At 40.9% G+C, this 18,379-nt stretch carries 18 protein-coding genes; 1 reads left to right on the forward strand and 17 read right to left on the reverse strand.

Annotation, left to right across the window (positions count from 1 at the left end; all coding sequences use genetic code 11):
* Positions 1 to 158: 158 nt before the first annotated feature.
* Complete coding sequence (locus AC4G3K_RS12370) at positions 159 to 2,324, reverse strand: S8 family serine peptidase (protein WP_491133485.1); 2,166 nt, start codon at positions 2,322 to 2,324, stop codon at positions 159 to 161.
* A 249-nt stretch (positions 2,325 to 2,573) separates the two neighbouring features.
* Between AC4G3K_RS12370 and AC4G3K_RS12375 the strand changes: the two genes are divergently transcribed.
* A complete protein-coding gene (locus AC4G3K_RS12375) occupies positions 2,574 to 3,158 on the forward strand; it encodes a hypothetical protein (RefSeq protein ID WP_491133486.1) in 585 nt (194 codons plus the stop codon).
* Positions 3,159 to 3,306: 148 nt separating this feature from the next.
* Here the strand turns inward: AC4G3K_RS12375 and upp are convergent, their stop codons facing one another.
* The 16 genes from upp to fsa form a co-directional block, all read right to left on the reverse strand.
* A complete protein-coding gene (gene upp, locus AC4G3K_RS12380; RefSeq protein WP_491133487.1) occupies positions 3,307 to 3,936 on the reverse strand; it encodes a uracil phosphoribosyltransferase in 630 nt (209 codons plus the stop codon).
* 233 nt (positions 3,937 to 4,169) lie between these two features.
* Positions 4,170 to 5,411, reverse strand: coding sequence for a serine hydroxymethyltransferase (gene glyA / locus AC4G3K_RS12385; protein ID WP_491133488.1), 1,242 nt, complete (start codon positions 5,409 to 5,411; stop codon positions 4,170 to 4,172).
* 113 nt (positions 5,412 to 5,524) lie between these two features.
* Complete coding sequence (locus tag AC4G3K_RS12390; protein ID WP_491133489.1) at positions 5,525 to 6,088, reverse strand: TIGR01440 family protein; 564 nt, start codon at positions 6,086 to 6,088, stop codon at positions 5,525 to 5,527.
* 21 nt (positions 6,089 to 6,109) lie between these two features.
* Complete coding sequence (rpiB, locus tag AC4G3K_RS12395) at positions 6,110 to 6,547, reverse strand: ribose 5-phosphate isomerase B (protein WP_491077349.1); 438 nt, start codon at positions 6,545 to 6,547, stop codon at positions 6,110 to 6,112.
* Positions 6,548 to 6,597: 50 nt separating this feature from the next.
* The gene (locus tag AC4G3K_RS12400; protein ID WP_491133490.1) at positions 6,598 to 7,041 is read right to left on the reverse strand and encodes a low molecular weight protein arginine phosphatase; all 444 of its coding nucleotides are present in this window, start codon (positions 7,039 to 7,041) and stop codon (positions 6,598 to 6,600) included.
* Positions 7,042 to 7,118: 77 nt separating this feature from the next.
* The gene (locus tag AC4G3K_RS12405) at positions 7,119 to 7,679 is read right to left on the reverse strand and encodes a manganese efflux pump MntP (RefSeq protein ID WP_491133491.1); all 561 of its coding nucleotides are present in this window, start codon (positions 7,677 to 7,679) and stop codon (positions 7,119 to 7,121) included.
* Positions 7,680 to 7,735: 56 nt separating this feature from the next.
* Complete coding sequence (locus tag AC4G3K_RS12410; RefSeq protein WP_491133492.1) at positions 7,736 to 8,788, reverse strand: L-threonylcarbamoyladenylate synthase; 1,053 nt, start codon at positions 8,786 to 8,788, stop codon at positions 7,736 to 7,738.
* A 171-nt stretch (positions 8,789 to 8,959) separates the two neighbouring features.
* The gene (locus tag AC4G3K_RS12415; RefSeq protein WP_491077345.1) at positions 8,960 to 9,394 is read right to left on the reverse strand and encodes a GNAT family N-acetyltransferase; all 435 of its coding nucleotides are present in this window, start codon (positions 9,392 to 9,394) and stop codon (positions 8,960 to 8,962) included.
* 429 nt (positions 9,395 to 9,823) lie between these two features.
* Positions 9,824 to 10,777, reverse strand: a complete 954-nt coding sequence (gene spoIIR, locus AC4G3K_RS12420; RefSeq protein WP_491133493.1) for a stage II sporulation protein R — start codon at positions 10,775 to 10,777, stop codon at positions 9,824 to 9,826.
* Between the two features lie 251 nt (positions 10,778 to 11,028).
* The gene (gene prmC / locus AC4G3K_RS12425) at positions 11,029 to 11,886 is read right to left on the reverse strand and encodes a peptide chain release factor N(5)-glutamine methyltransferase (RefSeq protein ID WP_491133587.1); all 858 of its coding nucleotides are present in this window, start codon (positions 11,884 to 11,886) and stop codon (positions 11,029 to 11,031) included.
* Between the two features lie 5 nt (positions 11,887 to 11,891).
* Positions 11,892 to 12,962, reverse strand: a complete 1,071-nt coding sequence (gene prfA / locus AC4G3K_RS12430; protein ID WP_491077342.1) for a peptide chain release factor 1 — start codon at positions 12,960 to 12,962, stop codon at positions 11,892 to 11,894.
* Positions 12,963 to 13,166: 204 nt separating this feature from the next.
* A complete protein-coding gene (locus AC4G3K_RS12435) occupies positions 13,167 to 13,805 on the reverse strand; it encodes a thymidine kinase (protein WP_491077341.1) in 639 nt (212 codons plus the stop codon).
* Positions 13,806 to 14,088: 283 nt separating this feature from the next.
* A complete protein-coding gene (rpmE, locus tag AC4G3K_RS12440) occupies positions 14,089 to 14,307 on the reverse strand; it encodes a 50S ribosomal protein L31 (RefSeq protein ID WP_491077340.1) in 219 nt (72 codons plus the stop codon).
* A 124-nt stretch (positions 14,308 to 14,431) separates the two neighbouring features.
* Positions 14,432 to 15,715: a transcription termination factor Rho gene (gene rho / locus AC4G3K_RS12445; protein ID WP_491077339.1), complete on the reverse strand. Its 1,284-nt coding sequence runs from the start codon at positions 15,713 to 15,715 to the stop codon at positions 14,432 to 14,434.
* A 476-nt stretch (positions 15,716 to 16,191) separates the two neighbouring features.
* Positions 16,192 to 17,478 (reverse strand): UDP-N-acetylglucosamine 1-carboxyvinyltransferase, encoded by a 1,287-nt coding sequence (murA, locus tag AC4G3K_RS12450; RefSeq protein ID WP_491077338.1) that lies wholly within the window; start codon positions 17,476 to 17,478, stop codon positions 16,192 to 16,194.
* A 143-nt stretch (positions 17,479 to 17,621) separates the two neighbouring features.
* Positions 17,622 to 18,272, reverse strand: a complete 651-nt coding sequence (fsa, locus tag AC4G3K_RS12455; RefSeq protein WP_491077337.1) for a fructose-6-phosphate aldolase — start codon at positions 18,270 to 18,272, stop codon at positions 17,622 to 17,624.
* Positions 18,273 to 18,379 lie beyond the last annotated feature (107 nt).

Consider the following 18,379-nt stretch of genomic DNA (forward strand, 5'->3'; position numbering starts at 1 on the left):
ATGATAAATGGAAATATGTCTGTCAATTTGAAAACCCTACCATTTATACCCTATGTAAGAATACAATAGGCAAAAATGATTGTCAATTCAGATAGGTGTTGAATCCATTACCTATACTAGAATATAATATAAATTCTGTAAAAATTAGTGTATAACTTTCATTCTAACTGAAAATGCAAGAAATTTGTATCGTTTATTACGACTTTTTGGTGATTTTTCTCTACTTCTGCCACAATTTCGTAATAATTTGAAAGAATAGATTCCGGTAAAGTAACCCTTTGTTTTAAAACTCCTCTTTTAACATTTTTTATTTCTGCTAAATCTTTCGTATTTATGAGCGAATCCGCATCATACAGGGAAAACCTTACAGCATCTGCTCCAAACGGCAAATAAATGCTTATATCCATTTGGCGTTTGCCTTTAATTTGGTCAATCTCTAACCCTTCGGCAATTGGATATTCAGGCTTCTGCATCGCAAAAATATAAGGAATCTGCCTTACTTTAGATCGTCCCGTTTCATTGAGGTACAAATATCCATCTTCAAGATCACTCTTCTCCTTCCAATCATCCAATTCAAGCTGCATCTCCAGTGTCTTTTTCTGACCTCCTTCAAGTGTAAAAGCCAGAGGTAGCTTCCAGGACTTAAATCTTTCCTTACGAGGAATTGAAAAATAAAATTGCTTTTTGTACTTGCTTCTATTTTCTACTACTATATTTGCTTTATACGTACGGCCATTAGATGCCATGCCGAAAGTAACAGATGATGGGGCTAAAAATGTATCCTCTTGAAGGGCTTCTCTCCCATTTATCCGGCCTGCCCCTTGTTCAAATGTGTGATACATTTCTTGTTTTTCGTTTTTTAACAGATTGGCACTGGTCATTAAAGCAGATTTAAATTGTTCAGGGACCCAGTCAGGATGAGCTTCTTTTAGCAAAGCACAAACGCCTGCGACATATGGAGCTGCCATACTTGTCCCCTGCAAAGATAGATAGCCGCCTCCAGGAATCGTGCTTTCAATGTTTACACCGGGGGCGACCACATCAGGTTTTATTCCAATGGTATGAATGACTGGTCCACGAGAACTAAAGTGAGCCATTTTTTCTCTTTCAACAATTTCTTCCGTACTGCAGGCAATCGGCCCCGTTTTCATGGCCCGTTTCATTTTCAATCCATCTTTTTGCGTGACGGTTATGACAGGAATTTCTGAATTCATTTCAAGTGAAGCATTTAATTCCCCGTCTTCATTATTAAAAATGATTACCCCCAAAGCCCCAGCCTTCGTTGCATTAATCACCTTATCTTTAAAGGATATGACTCCCCTTTCCACCAATACGATTTTATTCTCCACTTCAATTTTATGGTAATCCTTCTCTTTGCCCAGGCCTGCATCACTCAGTAACATAGAATGTGGAAAATTCCATTCAGGTGAGCCTACAACAGATTGAACCTTTATATCTGCCCAGTTTTTCGTAAAATTCAATCGTTTCACTTTACCTGCATCTGCACTGGCTCCGACACTTATAGCTCCTCCTGATGTCCCTGGTGAGCCAACCGACCATATCGCCGGTCCATCATTTCCATTTGCCACCACAGCCACAATTCCCTTTTTAACTGCCTTATCAAGGGCTTTACACGTGGGCAGATCAGGGCCATTCATGGTATCTCCCAATGACAGATTGATAATGTCCATCTTATCGTTTACCGCTTTCTCGATTGCCGCGATCACTTGATCAGTTGTTCCATATCCGCCTGGTCCCAACGCTCTGTATGCATAAATATTGGCCTCAGGAGCCATTCCTTTCATTTTCCCATTAGCTCCGATAATCCCCGCCACATGCGTACCATGCAGGGTTGCATTTTTCTGGTTCCCCAGAGTTTCCATTGGGTCTGAATCTTTATCAACCACATCGTAGCCGCCTTTATAGTTAGCCTGAAGATCAGGATGCGTGTAGTCAATCCCCGTATCAATAACCCCTACCTTCACTCCTTTACCGGTAGCCTGTAAGGGCTGGTTGAATTTCAAGTGCGACGGCTGGCTTTTTGGTCGCGAGTCTTTTTTAATAGAGGCTTTAAATGAACCTGTTTGATAAATAGCAGTAATTGATTTCTCCTTCTTTAAACTTGATAGAAGCGCGGAAGGAATATTTGCCGAAAAACCGTTGTATACAACATGATAAAAATAGCGCGGTTTAATCGCTGGATACTTTGCAGTTAGCTTTGCCGCCACTTCCTTAGGTGCTTCATCTTTCACTGTTTCAATCACAACTACCTCTGTACCCTCAGCATAACTATGCGGGATATATACTAAAAATTGAATAAACATGAAGAATCCTATCAAAATTCGCATCAATGAGTATCATCACCATCCTTATTTTTTTAGAATGGATTAACTGCCATCACTTATACATGTAAAAAAATAATTCCTCTCCTTTAAATAAGAAATCGAACCCTTTCCCTATCGACTTCTTATTGTTTGGATGATGCTGCTCTCTTAAAAAATTCGTTTAGTTTACATTCGGGAGAGGGTATGAATGTCAGGATACAAGTTTTTTCGTTAGGATGTGCATACAACATGTTTGGACTTTACGACCTCTTGTCATTAGTGATATCCGCCTTTATTATCCTGCCTATCGTCGTATTTCTTCGGGAGATGGGGTACCTGATTGTCAGCGGGTTATTTGGTGTTATTAATCCGAGATTGACGATAGGATCAGGTCCGCGCCTCATTAAATTGGGAATGTTTGATTTCCGCAAATATTATCATTTGTACAGCTGGTTTTCATATGATGATTTAAAGCGCAAGAGCAAGTTCGCTTACATTTGCGTCTACTTGGGACCCATTTTAATGAACCTGGCCATCGCTCTCATCATTAATTTTTCAATTGCTAACGGCTGGATCGTGGATTATAAAACATTTTGGGACCGGTTTGCTTTCTACTCTATCTATTATGTGCTATTTGATGTTGTACCGATGCATACGTTCAACGGAAAGCCCAACAATGGGATGATCATTTATGAAATGCTTCGTTACGGAAAACGGATTGATTATAATAATGAGTCCTTCCTTCCGGAAACCTGGAAGGTGGAAGAAGAATATCAGGCAGAAATGAAGAGAATTGAAGAGTTAAGAAAAGAACGCGAAAAAAATAAAAGATAACAGCTCCTGGATCTTATTTGATTGCTTTCAATAGGCAGACAGATTAAGACGAAAGATATTTTTACGTTTATCAATTACTAGCTCACCCTATTAAAAAAAAGAGATGTCCATCAGCCAAAAAAGCTGATGAACATCTCTTTTATCTTTATTATTTTGTTCCGAATAAGCGATCGCCTGCGTCACCAAGTCCTGGAACGATATAGCCGTGATCATTTAATTTTTCATCAAGTGCAGCGATGAAAATATCAACATCCGGATGGGCTTCTTCCACTGCTTTAACGCCTTCAGGAGCCGCAACCAGACAAACAAATTTAATATTTTTTGCTCCACGCTTTTTGATTGCGCTAATAGCATCGACAGCAGATCCACCTGTAGCAAGCATTGGATCAACTACGATAAATTCTCTTTCTTCTACATCAGCCGGAAGTTTTACATAATACTCAACTGGTTTCAATGTTTCAGGATCTCTGTATAATCCCACATGGCCAACTTTTGCAGCTGGTATAATTTTAATCATGCCATCAACCATGCCGAGACCCGCACGTAAAATAGGGATAATAGCCACTTTTTTACCTGCGATGGTTTTGGATGTTGATTTGCTGACTGGCGTTTCAATTTCGACTTCTTCTAACGGGAGATCTCGGGTAATTTCAAAAGCCATCAAAGTAGCTACTTCATCCACTAGTTCTCTGAATTCTTTTGTGCCCGTATTTTTATCACGGATAAATGTTAACTTATGTTGAATTAACGGGTGGTCAAATACAAAAACTTTTCCCAATTGGATCTCTCCTCACTTTAAGTTCCTTTTTTTACACTCGTTTTATTGTACAGAAAATTCTCGATTTGTTCAATTAAGTTTAGATTACCAAAATGTACCGTTTAGAGACCTTATTTAACTTAACAATCTTAACTACTTTAGTTTTTTAATAATCCCTTATTTTATACGGTATTCCCAAAAAGGGGGTATCAATAAGCCTTTAACGGACTCATCAACACCCCATCTACATATCCTTAATAATCAGGATACAATTCATATTTGCTGGATAGCTTTGTCACTCGTTCTGCTGCTTCTTTCAGCTTCTCTTCATCCTCGTGATTTTTGAGGGCAAGGCTGATGATGGCAGCAATCTCATCCATATCCTCCAATTGGAATCCACGGCTGGTGACGGCTGCTGTACCAATACGGATACCGCTTGTCACGAAAGGACTTTCCGGATCATATGGAATCGTATTTTTATTAGCCGTAATACCGATATCATCCAATACCTTTTCAGCTACTTTACCTGTTAGATGAATGGAGCGAACATCAATCAGCAATAAGTGATTGTCTGTTCCGCCTGAGACAATTGTAAGTCCTTCCTTCTGCAGACTTTCGCCAAGGCGTTTGGCATTCTCTATAATATCCTTTGCATAACCTTTAAAGGAATCCTGAAGCGCTTCGCCGAATGCCACAGCTTTTGCGGCAATTACATGCATAAGGGGTCCGCCCTGAATACCAGGGAATATGGATTTGTCTATTTTCTTGGCAAACTCATCTTTACAAAGAATCATGCCGCCACGTGGTCCGCGCAATGTTTTGTGAGTTGTCGTTGTGACGAATTCTGCATAAGGAATCGGGCTTGGGTGCAATCCAGCTGCAACAAGTCCTGCAATATGAGCCATATCTACCATCAAGTAAGCGCCCACTTCATCCGCAATTTCACGGAACTTCTTGAAATCAATTGTCCTCGGGTATGCACTTGCTCCGGCAACAATTAATTTCGGCTTACTTTGAATCGCTTTCTCTCTGACGTCCTCGTAATTTATAAGATGAGTTTTTTCATCAACACCGTATTCAACAAAATTGTACTGGATTCCGCTGAAATTTACAGGACTGCCATGGGTTAAGTGTCCTCCATGGGATAAGTTCATCCCCAGCACTGTATCTCCTGGATTCAAAATTGTAAAATAAACAGCCATATTTGCCTGAGCACCTGAATGCGGTTGCACGTTCACATGCTCTGCTCCAAATATCTTTTTAGCACGTTCTCTTGCTAAATCCTCCACAATATCCACATACTCACAGCCGCCGTAATAACGTCTTCCCGGATACCCTTCGGCATACTTATTCGTCAGAACGGATCCTTGCGCTTCCATCACTACTTCGCTGACAAAGTTTTCAGAAGCGATCAGTTCAATCTTTCCGCGTTGTCTGCCCAGTTCTTGTTGAATTGCATCAAATACTTGTGAGTCTTGCTCTTGCAAATACCTCATCTTATAGCTTCCTCCCTTTTCGTCAAAACGGACAATTCTTCACTTTAGTCCCTTCAATTCTAGCACGATAAAGGGCAATAGTCATTTATTCCATTGACGTATCATTCTTACATTTACTTCTCGTTAAACCTATTATATTGAGCCCTCGGCCCGCCTATCAGTTTCGGTCTTGTCATGGCCAATGTCACATGTGCCTGGCCAATCTCTCTTACCGCGGAACGCAACGGAACCGCCACATGCTTTAGGTGCATACCGATCATTGTATCGCCAATATCTATGCCTGCATCCGCTTTAATATGCTCGACCACGACCGCATCCTCAAGATTCGTAAATGCATAGGCGGCCATTGCCCCTCCGGCTTGGCGGGCAGGTACAACCGATACTTCGTCCAATCCATATTGAATGGCTGTTTTTCTTTCAATAATTAAAGCTCTGTTAATATGCTCACAGCCTTGGAAAGCCAAGTAGGCTCCCTTTTGCTTAGAAAATTCATCTACAGCTTCAAAAATAGCCTTCGCTACTTCCAGCGTCCCGCCCGTACCGATCCGTTTGCCAATCACTTCACTGGTGCTGCAGCCAATCACCAACAAACGGCCATTCATTGGAAAAGCAGCTTCCAGATCATTCAGAATAGCAGTTACTTGAGTTCTTATATCCACTACATTTAGCTCACTCATTTGCATACTGCCTTTCTTCGTTTATTTTTCCGATTCAGCTATTTTTCCGATTCGTGTTTGATGGCGACCGCCTTCAAACTCCGTTGTCAGCCAAATACGGGCGATTTCTCTAGCTAAGCCAGGACCAATCACACGCTCTCCCATGGTTAAAATATTACTGTTATTGTGCGCTCTTGTCGCTTGGGCACTAAACATATCATGAACAAGTGCTGCCCGAATTCCTTTTACTTTATTTGCTGCAATGCTCATGCCAATCCCTGTACCGCAAATTAAAATTCCTCTGTCAAATTCTCCATTTGCCACTCGTTCTGCTACCGGCAGGGCATAATCAGGATAATCGACAGATGTTTCGCAATCACATCCAATGTCTTCGTACTGAATCTCAAGCTCGTCCATTAAGTTCATAATTTCTTTTCTTAAATTAATTCCGCCGTGATCTGATGCAATGATAACTTTCATGTTAATACGGCTCCCTTCCATTTTTAAACTGCCTTTTCTCTATCCTAATTCTAGTCTCTCAATTTTTCCACAAGCTTTTTAATCCAGTGGGATAATTCATGGAAAGTTTGTTCATATATTTGTTCATTTCCCCCAAATGGATCCGAAATATCCCTGTCTGCCGGATCCTCTTTTACAAATTCCTTTAAGGTAAAGGTCTTTTCAATAGCTTGAGGGTAATTCATAGCAATTAACTGTTTGTGGCTTTCCGTCATTGTAAATATATAGGTTGCCCACTCGATGTCTTCGCCTTTTAAAGGAGATGATGCATGTTCATGGACCACTTGGTGCTGATCAAGAACCTTTGCGGCGTACTCAGAAGCAGCTTGCCCTCTGGACGCATAAACCCCTGCTGATTTCACTTCCAAATCAGCTTGTTTATAATTTCGCAAAATGGCTTCTGCCATGGGACTACGGCATGTATTTCCCGTACACACAAATAAAATTTTCTTCAACTTCATTCCCTCCTGTCCCCATTATAGAATATTTACGGACAATAAAAAAATGTACCAGATCGATCTGATACACATCTTTATCCATGTAGGTGCAGGATGATCTTTAAACCAACCGCAAACATGATGCTTCCTCCAAAAACCAAGCTGTATTTTCCTAGAAATGTATGTACTCTCCTCCCTAACAGCAAGCCTGATACCGTCAAAAAAAAGGCAGCAAACCCAAAGCAGAGAATGGTCATCAACGCTCGGGAGCCAAGCATCCCCAAACTCAGACCAACAGAGAAACTATCCAGACTGACACTTGTTGCAAATAGAATTAATCCTGTTCCCACCGGGGCTACAACGGTTTCACTTTTCCCTTGGATTCCGGAGAGGAGCATTTGTAAGCCAAGAAACAGCAATAAACCCGCACCGGCATAAGATGCAAATAATCCAAATTGAGCGGACAATAACTTCCCTGAAAAAATTCCTAAAAGCGGCATCCACATATGAAAAATACCAACCGTCGACCCAATGATGAGTACTTGCCTAAGCCTCAGCTTATACGAACCCATTCCCAATCCAATTGAGAAGGCATCCATTCCGAGTGCCAAAGCCATAAAAAGCAGGCCAAATAATTCAACCATCTTTTGTTCCATTAATAGTTACCTCCCGGGACCAGCTCTTTAGTAAACATATGCCTGTCCCGGATCAATTAGAACTTGTCTTGCTGGATGATTCTCCCTCCGGCTGCCTTCTTTAATCTATTCATAATGGCTTGCCCGATGCCTTTTTCCGGAAATACTTCTCCAAAAATAAGATCCGGCTGTTCTTTATCAAATTGGCGCAGCACCCCATACATTTTCTCGGCTACAGAATTCAATTCCTCGCGAGTTCCCCCGGTAACAATGACATCCGCCTTATAGAGATGGGCATGCTCATCAACCGTATATACGCCCACTTTTTTACCGGAGGCACGCTCTTCATCAATCAATGTTTGAATGAATTGAGGGGTGCCGTCCACGAGAGTCAGCGGTGCTTTAGGCGCATAATGTTTGTATTTCATTCCCGGCGCTTTTGGGGCGTCACTATCCTTCAGCAGACCAGGGTCAACAGATACTTCACCGATTACTTCTTCGAGCTGTTCACGCGTAATCCCGCCAGGTCTGAGAATTTGCGGTATTTCCCCCGTCACATCAAGTACAGTCGATTCGAGACCGACCCCAGTTGGCCCTCCGTCAACAATTCCGGCAATTTTTCCGTCCAAATCCTCACGGACATGTTCTGCCGTTGTTGGACTCGGTTTCCCAGATAGATTTGCACTCGGTGCCGCAGTTGGACATCCCGCTTCCTTTAGTAACTCAAGCGCAACCGGATGATCAGGCATTCGAATGGCTACCGAAGAAAGCCCTGCTGTCACTACATCCGAGAAGACTCCCTCTTTCTTTTGGAAAATTAACGTCAAAGGACCCGGCCAAAATCGATCCATTAGTTTCTCCGCAACTGCAGGTATCTCTTTCACAAGGCCATGCAATTGTTCTTTGTCTCCAATATGAACAATTAATGGGTTATCGCTCGGTCTTCCCTTCGCTTGATAAATAGCTGCTACTGACGCTCCAATCAAGGCATTCGCTCCAAGTCCATAAACCGTTTCAGTCGGAAATGCAATCAGTTCTCCCATCTTCAATTTTTGGGCTGCATCCACAATTTGTGGATAACTATTGTTTTTATCCACATTTTTATCCACTGTCCACAATTTCGTTTTCATTGTTATCACCTGCCACCAATCTACATCATTCTCTATATATTACTTATAAATTAAGGATTCTTCGACATTTTTCACAAATTTACTTTGCAAGTATAAAAGAATTTAATTAATAAAACAAGCTTTATCCACAGTATGTGAATAAAGCTGGCAAAACCGTGGATAATTTCATCCTTATAGGGCTCTTTCCATAAAATACGCTTCCTTCATTGTCCACACTTTGTCCACAACCTCAGAATTCTTCACCAAATCAGGAATCTCCCGGTCATTCACCCGCTCAAATTGAAGAGCCTCAAAAAAACCTAATGCCTGAAGTTTATTCGAGATCAGAAATATTTTTTTCAACCCTTTTTCTTTTGCCAGAGCTAATACAGTCGCAAAGAGAGCCGGTACCTGTGCTTGAGCCTCCGGTACAAACAAAAACGATCTGAGCACCCCATATTCTCCACAAGGCTCAAGACCAATCATTCCTTTTAATGAATCTTCTTCTTTTAAAAGGATAAACTTTCCGGAACAAATATCCGTATGATTCAGCTCAAGCCCCTGTGTTTTAATAAACTGCTCCATTGCCTCAATATCGACGCTTTTTGATATAGATATATAATACACGTTCTATTCTCCCTTCACTACCAAATGTTACTCTACTCTATGATTATGATTTGCTAGGGAGAATAGAACTTAAATAGCTATTGAACTCTTAGTTGGCTGGATTCTGGAACACTTTGGCTGGATTTCCCCTGAGTTTGGCCGGATTCTGGAACACTTCGGCTGGATTCCCCGTGAGTTTGGTTGGATTCCGGACAACTTCGGCTGGATTTTTCTTGTTTTCCTCTCTATTCCCGGCATCTCCGCTGGTTTTTGCCTGATTCTTGCTCTATCCTGGACCTTTTCTCTACTCTAATCCGGTCCACTCAGCTGATTTTCCTATTTTCCAATCTAATTCCGTACATTTCCACTCTACTCCTTCTCCCACCGCGGTTCATCAAATTTGTCCTTTTTAAAGTGGACTCATGTTTCCCTCCGGAGTGATGCGGTTTCTCAAAATAAATCTTTCACCATTTCTACTAAAAAGAATTTCACCTTGACTGGCTCTTCATCCTGACTTTCATAAACAGGTGGATTGGCTTCCTTGTCAGCTTTATTTTCAGGCTGTTCCACGTCTTTATTTTGTGACGCCCGTTCTTCTGTCTGTTCATTCGGTTGTTGTGTTTGACTGAACCTTTCAATTGGTTGAGTCTCTTGTGCATTTTTTTGTGTTTGTTGTGTCTCCTGCACATTTGTTTGTGTCGTCTCTACCTCTAGTACATTTGTTTCTGTTCGTTGTGTCTCTTGCCCATTTGTTTGTGTTGGCTCTACCTCTTGTTCATTTGTTTGTGTTTGTTCCACTGTATCCTCGTTTTTACTGCTGTTAGATTTTTCATCATTTGCTGCTGGCACTTCAGGCGACTCTTCAGGAATCGTTGCGTCTGACTCACTTGCTACGGCTGTTCCACTGTTAAAATCAAGGAAGCATAGCGGAGGAAAAAGGACGCACCACCAATTGTCCCCCTCTCCTTCACCTAAAGTAATCTTAATAGCTTCATACTTTCCGGCCGGATATAAATATTGACCATATAGTTTCGTAGGAAAAACAGTTTCCCCAAAATCAACCTGTATACTTTGTACATTATTTTCTTTCACCATTACTTCTTTTGCTATGGCCTCTATATCAGCTAAATGAGCGCTTATAACTTTTCTGGCTTCTTCAATCGATGTTAATTCAGCTACCCACTTGTTAATCTCCTTATTGACCTCATCTCGAATCGACCGCTTCAATTTCTGATCAGATTCCTTATTGCTATTAGCCAAAATCCGCAAGCGGATCGCCTCATTTGGTATAACCTGAACCTCTGTTGCAGATGTATTATTTTTTGGGGTCAGTAACCCAGTCATGGTCGCTGCACATAAGAATAAAATATATATTAAAGGCAAGTATTTTTTAGCCATCATCATAAGCACCGTCCCTTCACTTACCAACAGTGTGGACAGTTTTTTTCTATCTTAAACTATAATTATCTGAATTTTATTACTGCTGTAAGATTTTTAAATAAAGGGAGTTGGTTGGCGTTAGATATAATTGGTATTGAATACAGCATGCGGCTTGAAAATATGAGTTCTGAGAATGTAAATCTCAGAGTCAACCTAAAACGGATTTCAGCGCTTATAAAAAGGACACAGCTCAATCGAGGCATGTGTCCTTGTTTTTATTTTATCTCAGCAAAGACCATTCGATCTTTCCCATTAATATCGAAAATAACTTCCACATGTGCTTCAGGATATCTCCTCCGCAAAAGTTCTGCTACTTGCTCACCCTGACCGGCACCGACTTCAAAACCAACCAACGCAGTATCTGCAAGTACACTTGGCAGGGCTGATACCATTTGCCGGTAACAATCCAGTCCATCTTCACCAGCAAATAAGGCAAGATGCGGTTCATGATTTCTAACCACATCTGAAAGAATCGCATGATCAGATTCAGGAATATAAGGAGGATTGGAAAGAAGGATATCTACTTTTTTACCAGACTCAATCAATGGCTTGAGCAAATCTCCCTGCAAGAACGTCACCTCTGCATCAAGTCGTTCAGCATTTTTAGCTGCTTGTTTCAATGCTTTTTCTGAAAGATCCACAGCTGTCACATTCACATTGGGACATTCCAACGCCATCGTTATAGCAATAATACCACTGCCTGTCCCGATATCAGCCATCTCCAGCTTTGTTTCAGGACTGAACAGGTTCTTAACTTTTGCTAAGGTGTGGAATATCAGTTCTTCTGTTTCGGGACGCGGAATCAGTACATCCCCATTCACCAGAAATGTCCTGCCGTAGAACTCCTCGCTGCCAATGATGTGCTGCACAGGTACTGCCTCGATTCCATGCTTTTTTACATCCCTAATAAAGAGAGCCTCTTCCTCTTCCGTTAACTCCTCATGCATATTCGCAAGCATTTGGGCACGGGATAAATGGAGCTGATTCATCAATAGCCATTCCCCGGCATTTTCATCGCGGTCATTTTCCCTTAAAAAAGAAGAAGCCCATCGAAGAGCTTCATACACTTTCATCATTCTTAATCCTCCGCATTTTGAAGACGGCTTGCCTGATCTTCCATAATTAATGCATTAATGACTTCATCAAGTTTGCCTTCCATGATTTGATCAAGCTTTTGGATAGTTAATCCAATGCGGTGATCCGTTACACGGTTTTGCGGGAAATTATACGTACGAATACGTTCCGAGCGGTCCCCTGTACCTACGGCAGATTTACGGGCACTATCATACTCAGCCTGTGCTTCCTGCTGGAATTTATCATAAATGCGCGCGCGTAGTACTTTCATGGCTTTCTCTTTGTTTTTAATCTGTGATTTTTCATCCTGGCAGGATACAACTATTCCTGTTGGAACATGAGTAAGACGTACAGCAGACATGGTTGTGTTAACACTTTGTCCGCCTGGTCCGCTTGATGCAAACGTATCTACGCGGATATCTTTATCATGAATGTCAACTTCTACTTCTTCTGCCTCTGGCAAGCAGGCAACAGTAGCCGTTGATGTATGAATACGACCGCCTGATTCTGTTTCAGGTACACGCTGTACGCGATGGGCGCCGTTTTCAAATTTCATTTTGGAGTATGCGCCATTGCCATTAATCATAAAGATAATTTCTTTATAACCGCCGAGCCCCGTTGGATTTGAATCCATTACATCAATCTTCCATCCTTGCGCTTCAGCAAAACGGCTGTACATTCTATAGAGGCTTCCGGCAAATAAGGCTGCTTCATCCCCGCCAGCTGCTCCGCGGATTTCCATAATTACGTTTTTGTCATCATTAGGGTCTTTAGGAATCAGTAATACTCTAAGCTTCTCTTCCAGCTCTTTCATCTGTCCGGAAAGCTCATCCACTTCTTCCTTCACCATTTCACGCATGTCAGCATCCAGCTTATCTTCAAGCATCGCTTTAGCATCCTGAAATTGGGAACGCACATCTTTATATTCTCTATAAGCAAAGACAGTCTCCTGAATATCTGATTGTTCCTTGGAATATTCACGAAGCTTCTTTGTGTCATTTACAATTTCCGGGTCACTTAAAAGCTCATTTAATCTTTCATATCGGTCTTCTACTGCTTGTAAACGATCGATCAACTTCTTCACCTCATTAACAGGTTTTTAAAAACACAGGTGTCATCACCTTAGCGTTTGATTTGTTTATTGTACCACAATATAGAGGAAACGAAAAAAAGAGGGTGACAGAGATCCAAATTTATCATTCCTCTTTGGAATATCCATATCCCTGACATACAAAAACACCTCCAAATTCAACTGATCTTCCGGAGGTGTTCATTTTCTTTAAAATTTGTTGGTTTTAAGGTTGTTCATACCACCGTCAATTGGTGTATGCACCGTTTCTTGTTTACCCGGTACTTCATGATGATGACGGCATCTTGGTTCATAGGATTCTGATGCTCCCACTAAGATAACAGGTTCATCATAGCCTGCAGGCTTCTTGTCAATCAGACGCTGTGTCCTGCTTGACGGGGATCCGCATACGGAACAAACTGCCTGTAGTTTTGTTACTTGTTCTGCCAAACACATTAACTCTGGCATCGGCCCGAATGGTTCTCCTCTAAAATCCTGATCCAAACCAGCCAAAATTACGCGATATCCACTATCCGCCAAATGCTGGGCAACTTGTACAATTTCTTCATCAAAGAACTGCACTTCATCAATGGCAATTAAATCTGTATCCAAATCTATATGATCAAAGATTTTAGATGAATGTGGAATGGTTTTGGCAACAACAGAAGATCCATTGTGGGAAACCACCGCTTCCTCACTGTAGCGATTATCAATAGCCGGTTTGAAGACAGCAATAGATTGCTTAGCAAAGACAGCTCTCCTTACCCTGCGAATCAGTTCTTCAGATTTTCCGGAAAACATGCTGCCACAAATTAATTCCATCCAGCCGGATTGTTTCATTTCGTACATGTGTTGGGGTCTCCCTTCCTGTCTTTACTCCACTCATTTGGGTTTACTAATAAGATTCCTGCATGTCTTGTACCAATAGCTAATTATACATCATAAATAGCGTATGAAATATTTTATTAAATATATAGTAAGGATTATTGCTGATATAAAATATATAGCTGACTTCTAAAAAATGCAATACAGGCTGGCCTATTTTGACATTCCTGCCTGCGTCTGTTCTTAAAGTCACGCTAATAAAAAACAGGCAAGCGGCTTACCCGCTGCCTGTTTCTGAAAATCCGAATTATTGTTCTTGTTGTTGGGATTTGAAGCCGTACTTCTTGTTGAAACGCTCAACACGTCCATCAGCAGAAGCAAACTTTTGACGTCCAGTATAGAATGGGTGGCATTCATTGCAAACCTCTACGCGCACCTCTTCTTTAACGGAGCCAGTTTCAAATTCATTACCACAAGCACATTTAACAGTTGCTGTTTTGTAATTAGGGTGAATTCCTGTTTTCATCTTTTCCACTCCTTCCGCCCTGAGTCTTTCGAAACAGAGTTATCAAGCATGCTTTTTCGAATTGAAGCACACTTAAGATATTATATCAGACGTTCTATTTTAAATCAACTACTACTGCCAACTATTACAAGAGTCTTTTCGATCCGCCTGTTGACTTTTTCATCTCGTCATCAAGGTATTGGAAGAACTCCTGATTTGTTTTAGTTTGTTTCATTTTACGCAATAAACGCTCTGCAAAATCTGGCATATCTGACATTGTCTTACGTATAGCCCATAATTTTTCCAAATGATCTTTTGGAACGATGAGTTCTTCTTTTCTTGTTCCGGAACGGCGAATATCAATAGCCGGGAATATTCTGCGCTCTGCAAGAGAACGATCCAAATGAAGCTCCATATTACCTGTCCCTTTAAATTCCTCATAAATAACGTCATCCATACGTGAGCCTGTATCGATAAGAGCTGTTGCCAGAATCGTTAAGCTGCCGCCCTCTTCGATATTACGGGCAGCCCCAAAGAAACGCTTCGGACGGTGAAATGCCGCTGGATCAATCCCGCCTGACAACGTTCTTCCGCTTGGCGGAATTACAAGGTTATAGGCACGTGCCAATCTGGTGATACTATCCATTAAAATAATAACATCCCGTTTATGTTCAACAAGGCGCATCGCACGTTCTAAAACAAGCTCTGCTACTTTGATATGGTTTTCAGGAACCTCATCAAATGTCGAGCTGACCACATCTCCCTGTACAGACCGTTCGATATCTGTTACTTCCTCAGGACGTTCGTCAATTAACAGGACGATTAATTCAGCCTCCGGATGATTCGTAGTAATGGCATTGGCAATCTCTTTAAGAAGCATCGTTTTACCAGCTTTTGGAGGAGCAACAATCAAGCCACGTTGTCCAAACCCAACCGGTGCTACGATATCCATTACACGCGTAGAGACATTTTGAGGAGTTGTTTCGAGTACAACCTGGCGATCCGGGTACAACGCCGTCAATGCAGGAAAATGCACTCTATCTTTAGCTGATTCAGGATTATCTCCATTTACCGCTTCTACATGCAATAATCCATAATATCGTTCATTCTCTTTTGGAGGACGCACTTTACCGGATACTTTATCACCGTTTCTTAAGTCAAATCGGCGAATTTGAGATGCCGAAATATATATATCCTCTGAACTTGGTGAGTAATTAATCGGTCTGAGGAACCCAAATCCTTCAGACGGAATGATTTCTAATACACCTTCCATGAACAGATACCCATCTCGTTCTGCTTGTGCCTTTAAAATGGCAAAAATAAGTTCTTTCTTTGTTAGCTTGCTATAATAAGATACTTTATATTTTTTAGCTTGCTCGTACAGTTCTTTCAGCTTTAAATTCTCTAAATCGGAAATTGTTAATTCCATTATGACACCACTCTTTAGTTATTAATTTAATTGATTTTTAGTGATTTGTTAGTACTACATAGATAGGGTTATCAAGAAGAAAATATTTAGGAAGGTAAAAGGATGAGTTGCGGTTTATTTTTAAGTAAACCTTTAATCGCTAGATCAGCATTTCTATATTCTATTCTATTTTTTTCTCAAAAACAAATCCATTTTACTCGCTTTTGATTAAGAGTTCAACTTTAAACATTACATACATTTTTTCTAAACCATCATAACATTCTAAATATAGCACAATTTTATAACTTTTATAATAAAATCCTCCAGATTTTAATCTGGAGGAAATGCTATATTTATCCAGGTTGTGATTTTATAACCAAATTTGGTCTCTTTTAAAGAGGACCTTACCAGATTTCGCTCTCATAACAGCTGAACGAATCTGTTCAAAAGTGCTTATGAAATGAAGTTCCCTGCTCAGTTCCTCTTGATTTTTTACATTAAGAGTTCTTAAGCTGCTCTATCTCTATCGGTGATAATTTTTCTCTCCATATGGTAGCTCCCAGTCCTGAAAGCTTGTCCACTATATGACTGTATCCCCGATCGATATGTTCGAGTCCGGTTATCTCGGTTATTCCTTCTGCTATTAGACCGGCAGCAATTAAAGCAGCGCCTGCTCGTAAATCACTAGCCTTCACTTTTGCTCCATTCAGCTGAACGGGTCCATTGATAATCGCAGAACGGCCTTCTACCTTAATATCGGCATTCATCCTGCTTAATTCATCTATATGTTTAAATCGAGCTCCATAAATAGTATCCGTAACAACTGAAGATCCCCGAGCCTTGGTCAGGAGTGTTGTGATAGGCTGCTGCAAATCCGTTGGGAAACCAGGATACACCAGAGTTTTTATATCTACAGCTTTTAATTGTTCAGCTTTCGGTATATAAATTTGATCGTCCCGCTCTTCAATGGTCACTCCCATTTCTCTCAGCTTAGCGATCAAGGGTTCAAGATGCTGCGGAATAACATTATCAATTAATATGCCATCACCAATTGCTGCTGCAATAATCATATAGGTCCCTGCCTCTATACGGTCTGGTATGATGGTATGCCTGCAGCCATGAAGTTTTTCAACACCTTCGATGCGGATGACATCTGTCCCTGCACCTTTGATACTGGCCCCCATATTCGTTAATAAAGTTGCAACATCGATAATCTCCGGCTCTTTTGCGGCGTTTTCAATAATCGTTTTGCCCTTAGCTAAAACAGCTGCCAGCATAATATTGATTGTTGCCCCTACACTGACAACGTCCAGATAGATTCTGGCTCCGCGCAATTCGTCAGCACGCAAATAGATTGCTCCCTGCTCATTCGTTACTTGAGCTCCCAAAGCCTCAAATCCTTTGATATGCTGATCGATTGGCCTCGGACCCAAATAACATCCACCAGGCAAGCCGATAACCGCTTTCTTAAATTTACCGAGCATTGCTCCCATTAAATAATAGGAAGCGCGTAATTGCTTGACTCTTCCGTTTGGAAGAGGCATTGAAATCATATTTGATGGATCAACAGTCATTTCATTTGAATCAAGTGTTACCTGACCACCAATTTCTTCAAGTAATCCTTTTAGCATTTCTACGTCAGAGATATTAGGAAGCCCCTCAATTGTTACAGATGAGTCAGCAAGAATAGTTGCTGGAATTAAGGCAACTGCACTATTCTTTGCACCACTTATGCGAACTTCCCCTTTTAGCGGATACCCACCCGCTATTTTAAGTTTTTCCATAATAGCTCCCTTCTGCGCCCTTGATGCAGTTTTCTACGCCCGGCGAGAATAAGGTAAATATTACCACAAAGATCCCCTGATTTAAAGCGAGTCAATCAAATTATTTCACAAGGTTCGATTATTCATACACATTTTACCAAATTTTATAGCCCTGTTCTTGTTTCCCAATCTTTAAGGAATGCTTCAATACCTTTGTCTGTTAAAGGATGTTTACAAAGCTGAAGAATGACATTATATGGTACAGTGGCAATGTGCGCGCCGCGAAGTGCTGCCTGAGTCACGTGCTGCGGATGGCGGATACTTGCCGCTATAATTTCTGAATCGATATTATGAATCGCAAAGATTTCTGCAATCTCAGCAATTAAATCCAGACCATTTTGCCCAATATCATCCAATCTACCGATGAAAGGTGAAACATATGCAGCACCGGCTCTTGCAGCAAGCAATGCCTGATTAGCATTAAAGATTAGTGTTACATTTGTTTTGATTCCTTCTTGTTTCAAAGCATGAACTGCTTTTAGTCCTTCTGGAGTCATTGGTACTTTTACTGTAATGTTCGGAGCAATCTCAGCTAATTCTTTCCCCTCGCGAATCATACCTTCCGCATCGAGCGCAATAACCTCTGCACTTACAGAACCAGGTACCAACGCTGTAATTTCACGAAGGCGATCATGGAAAGAAACATCTTTTTCTTTTGCTACCAATGATGGATTTGTTGTTACACCTGCTAAAATACCAAGTGCATGCGCTTCCTTAATTTCATTAATATTAGCAGTATCTATAAAAAATTTCATTTTAAATTCCTCCCAAACAAATTCTCATATCTTTCTATATTGTGTCACTGTTTTTCATTTTCGGCAAATAATATAAATGATAAAAAATTGTTTTTATTATAAAAAAT

It is taken from the genome of Bacillus sp. z26 (genome assembly GCF_058313635.1).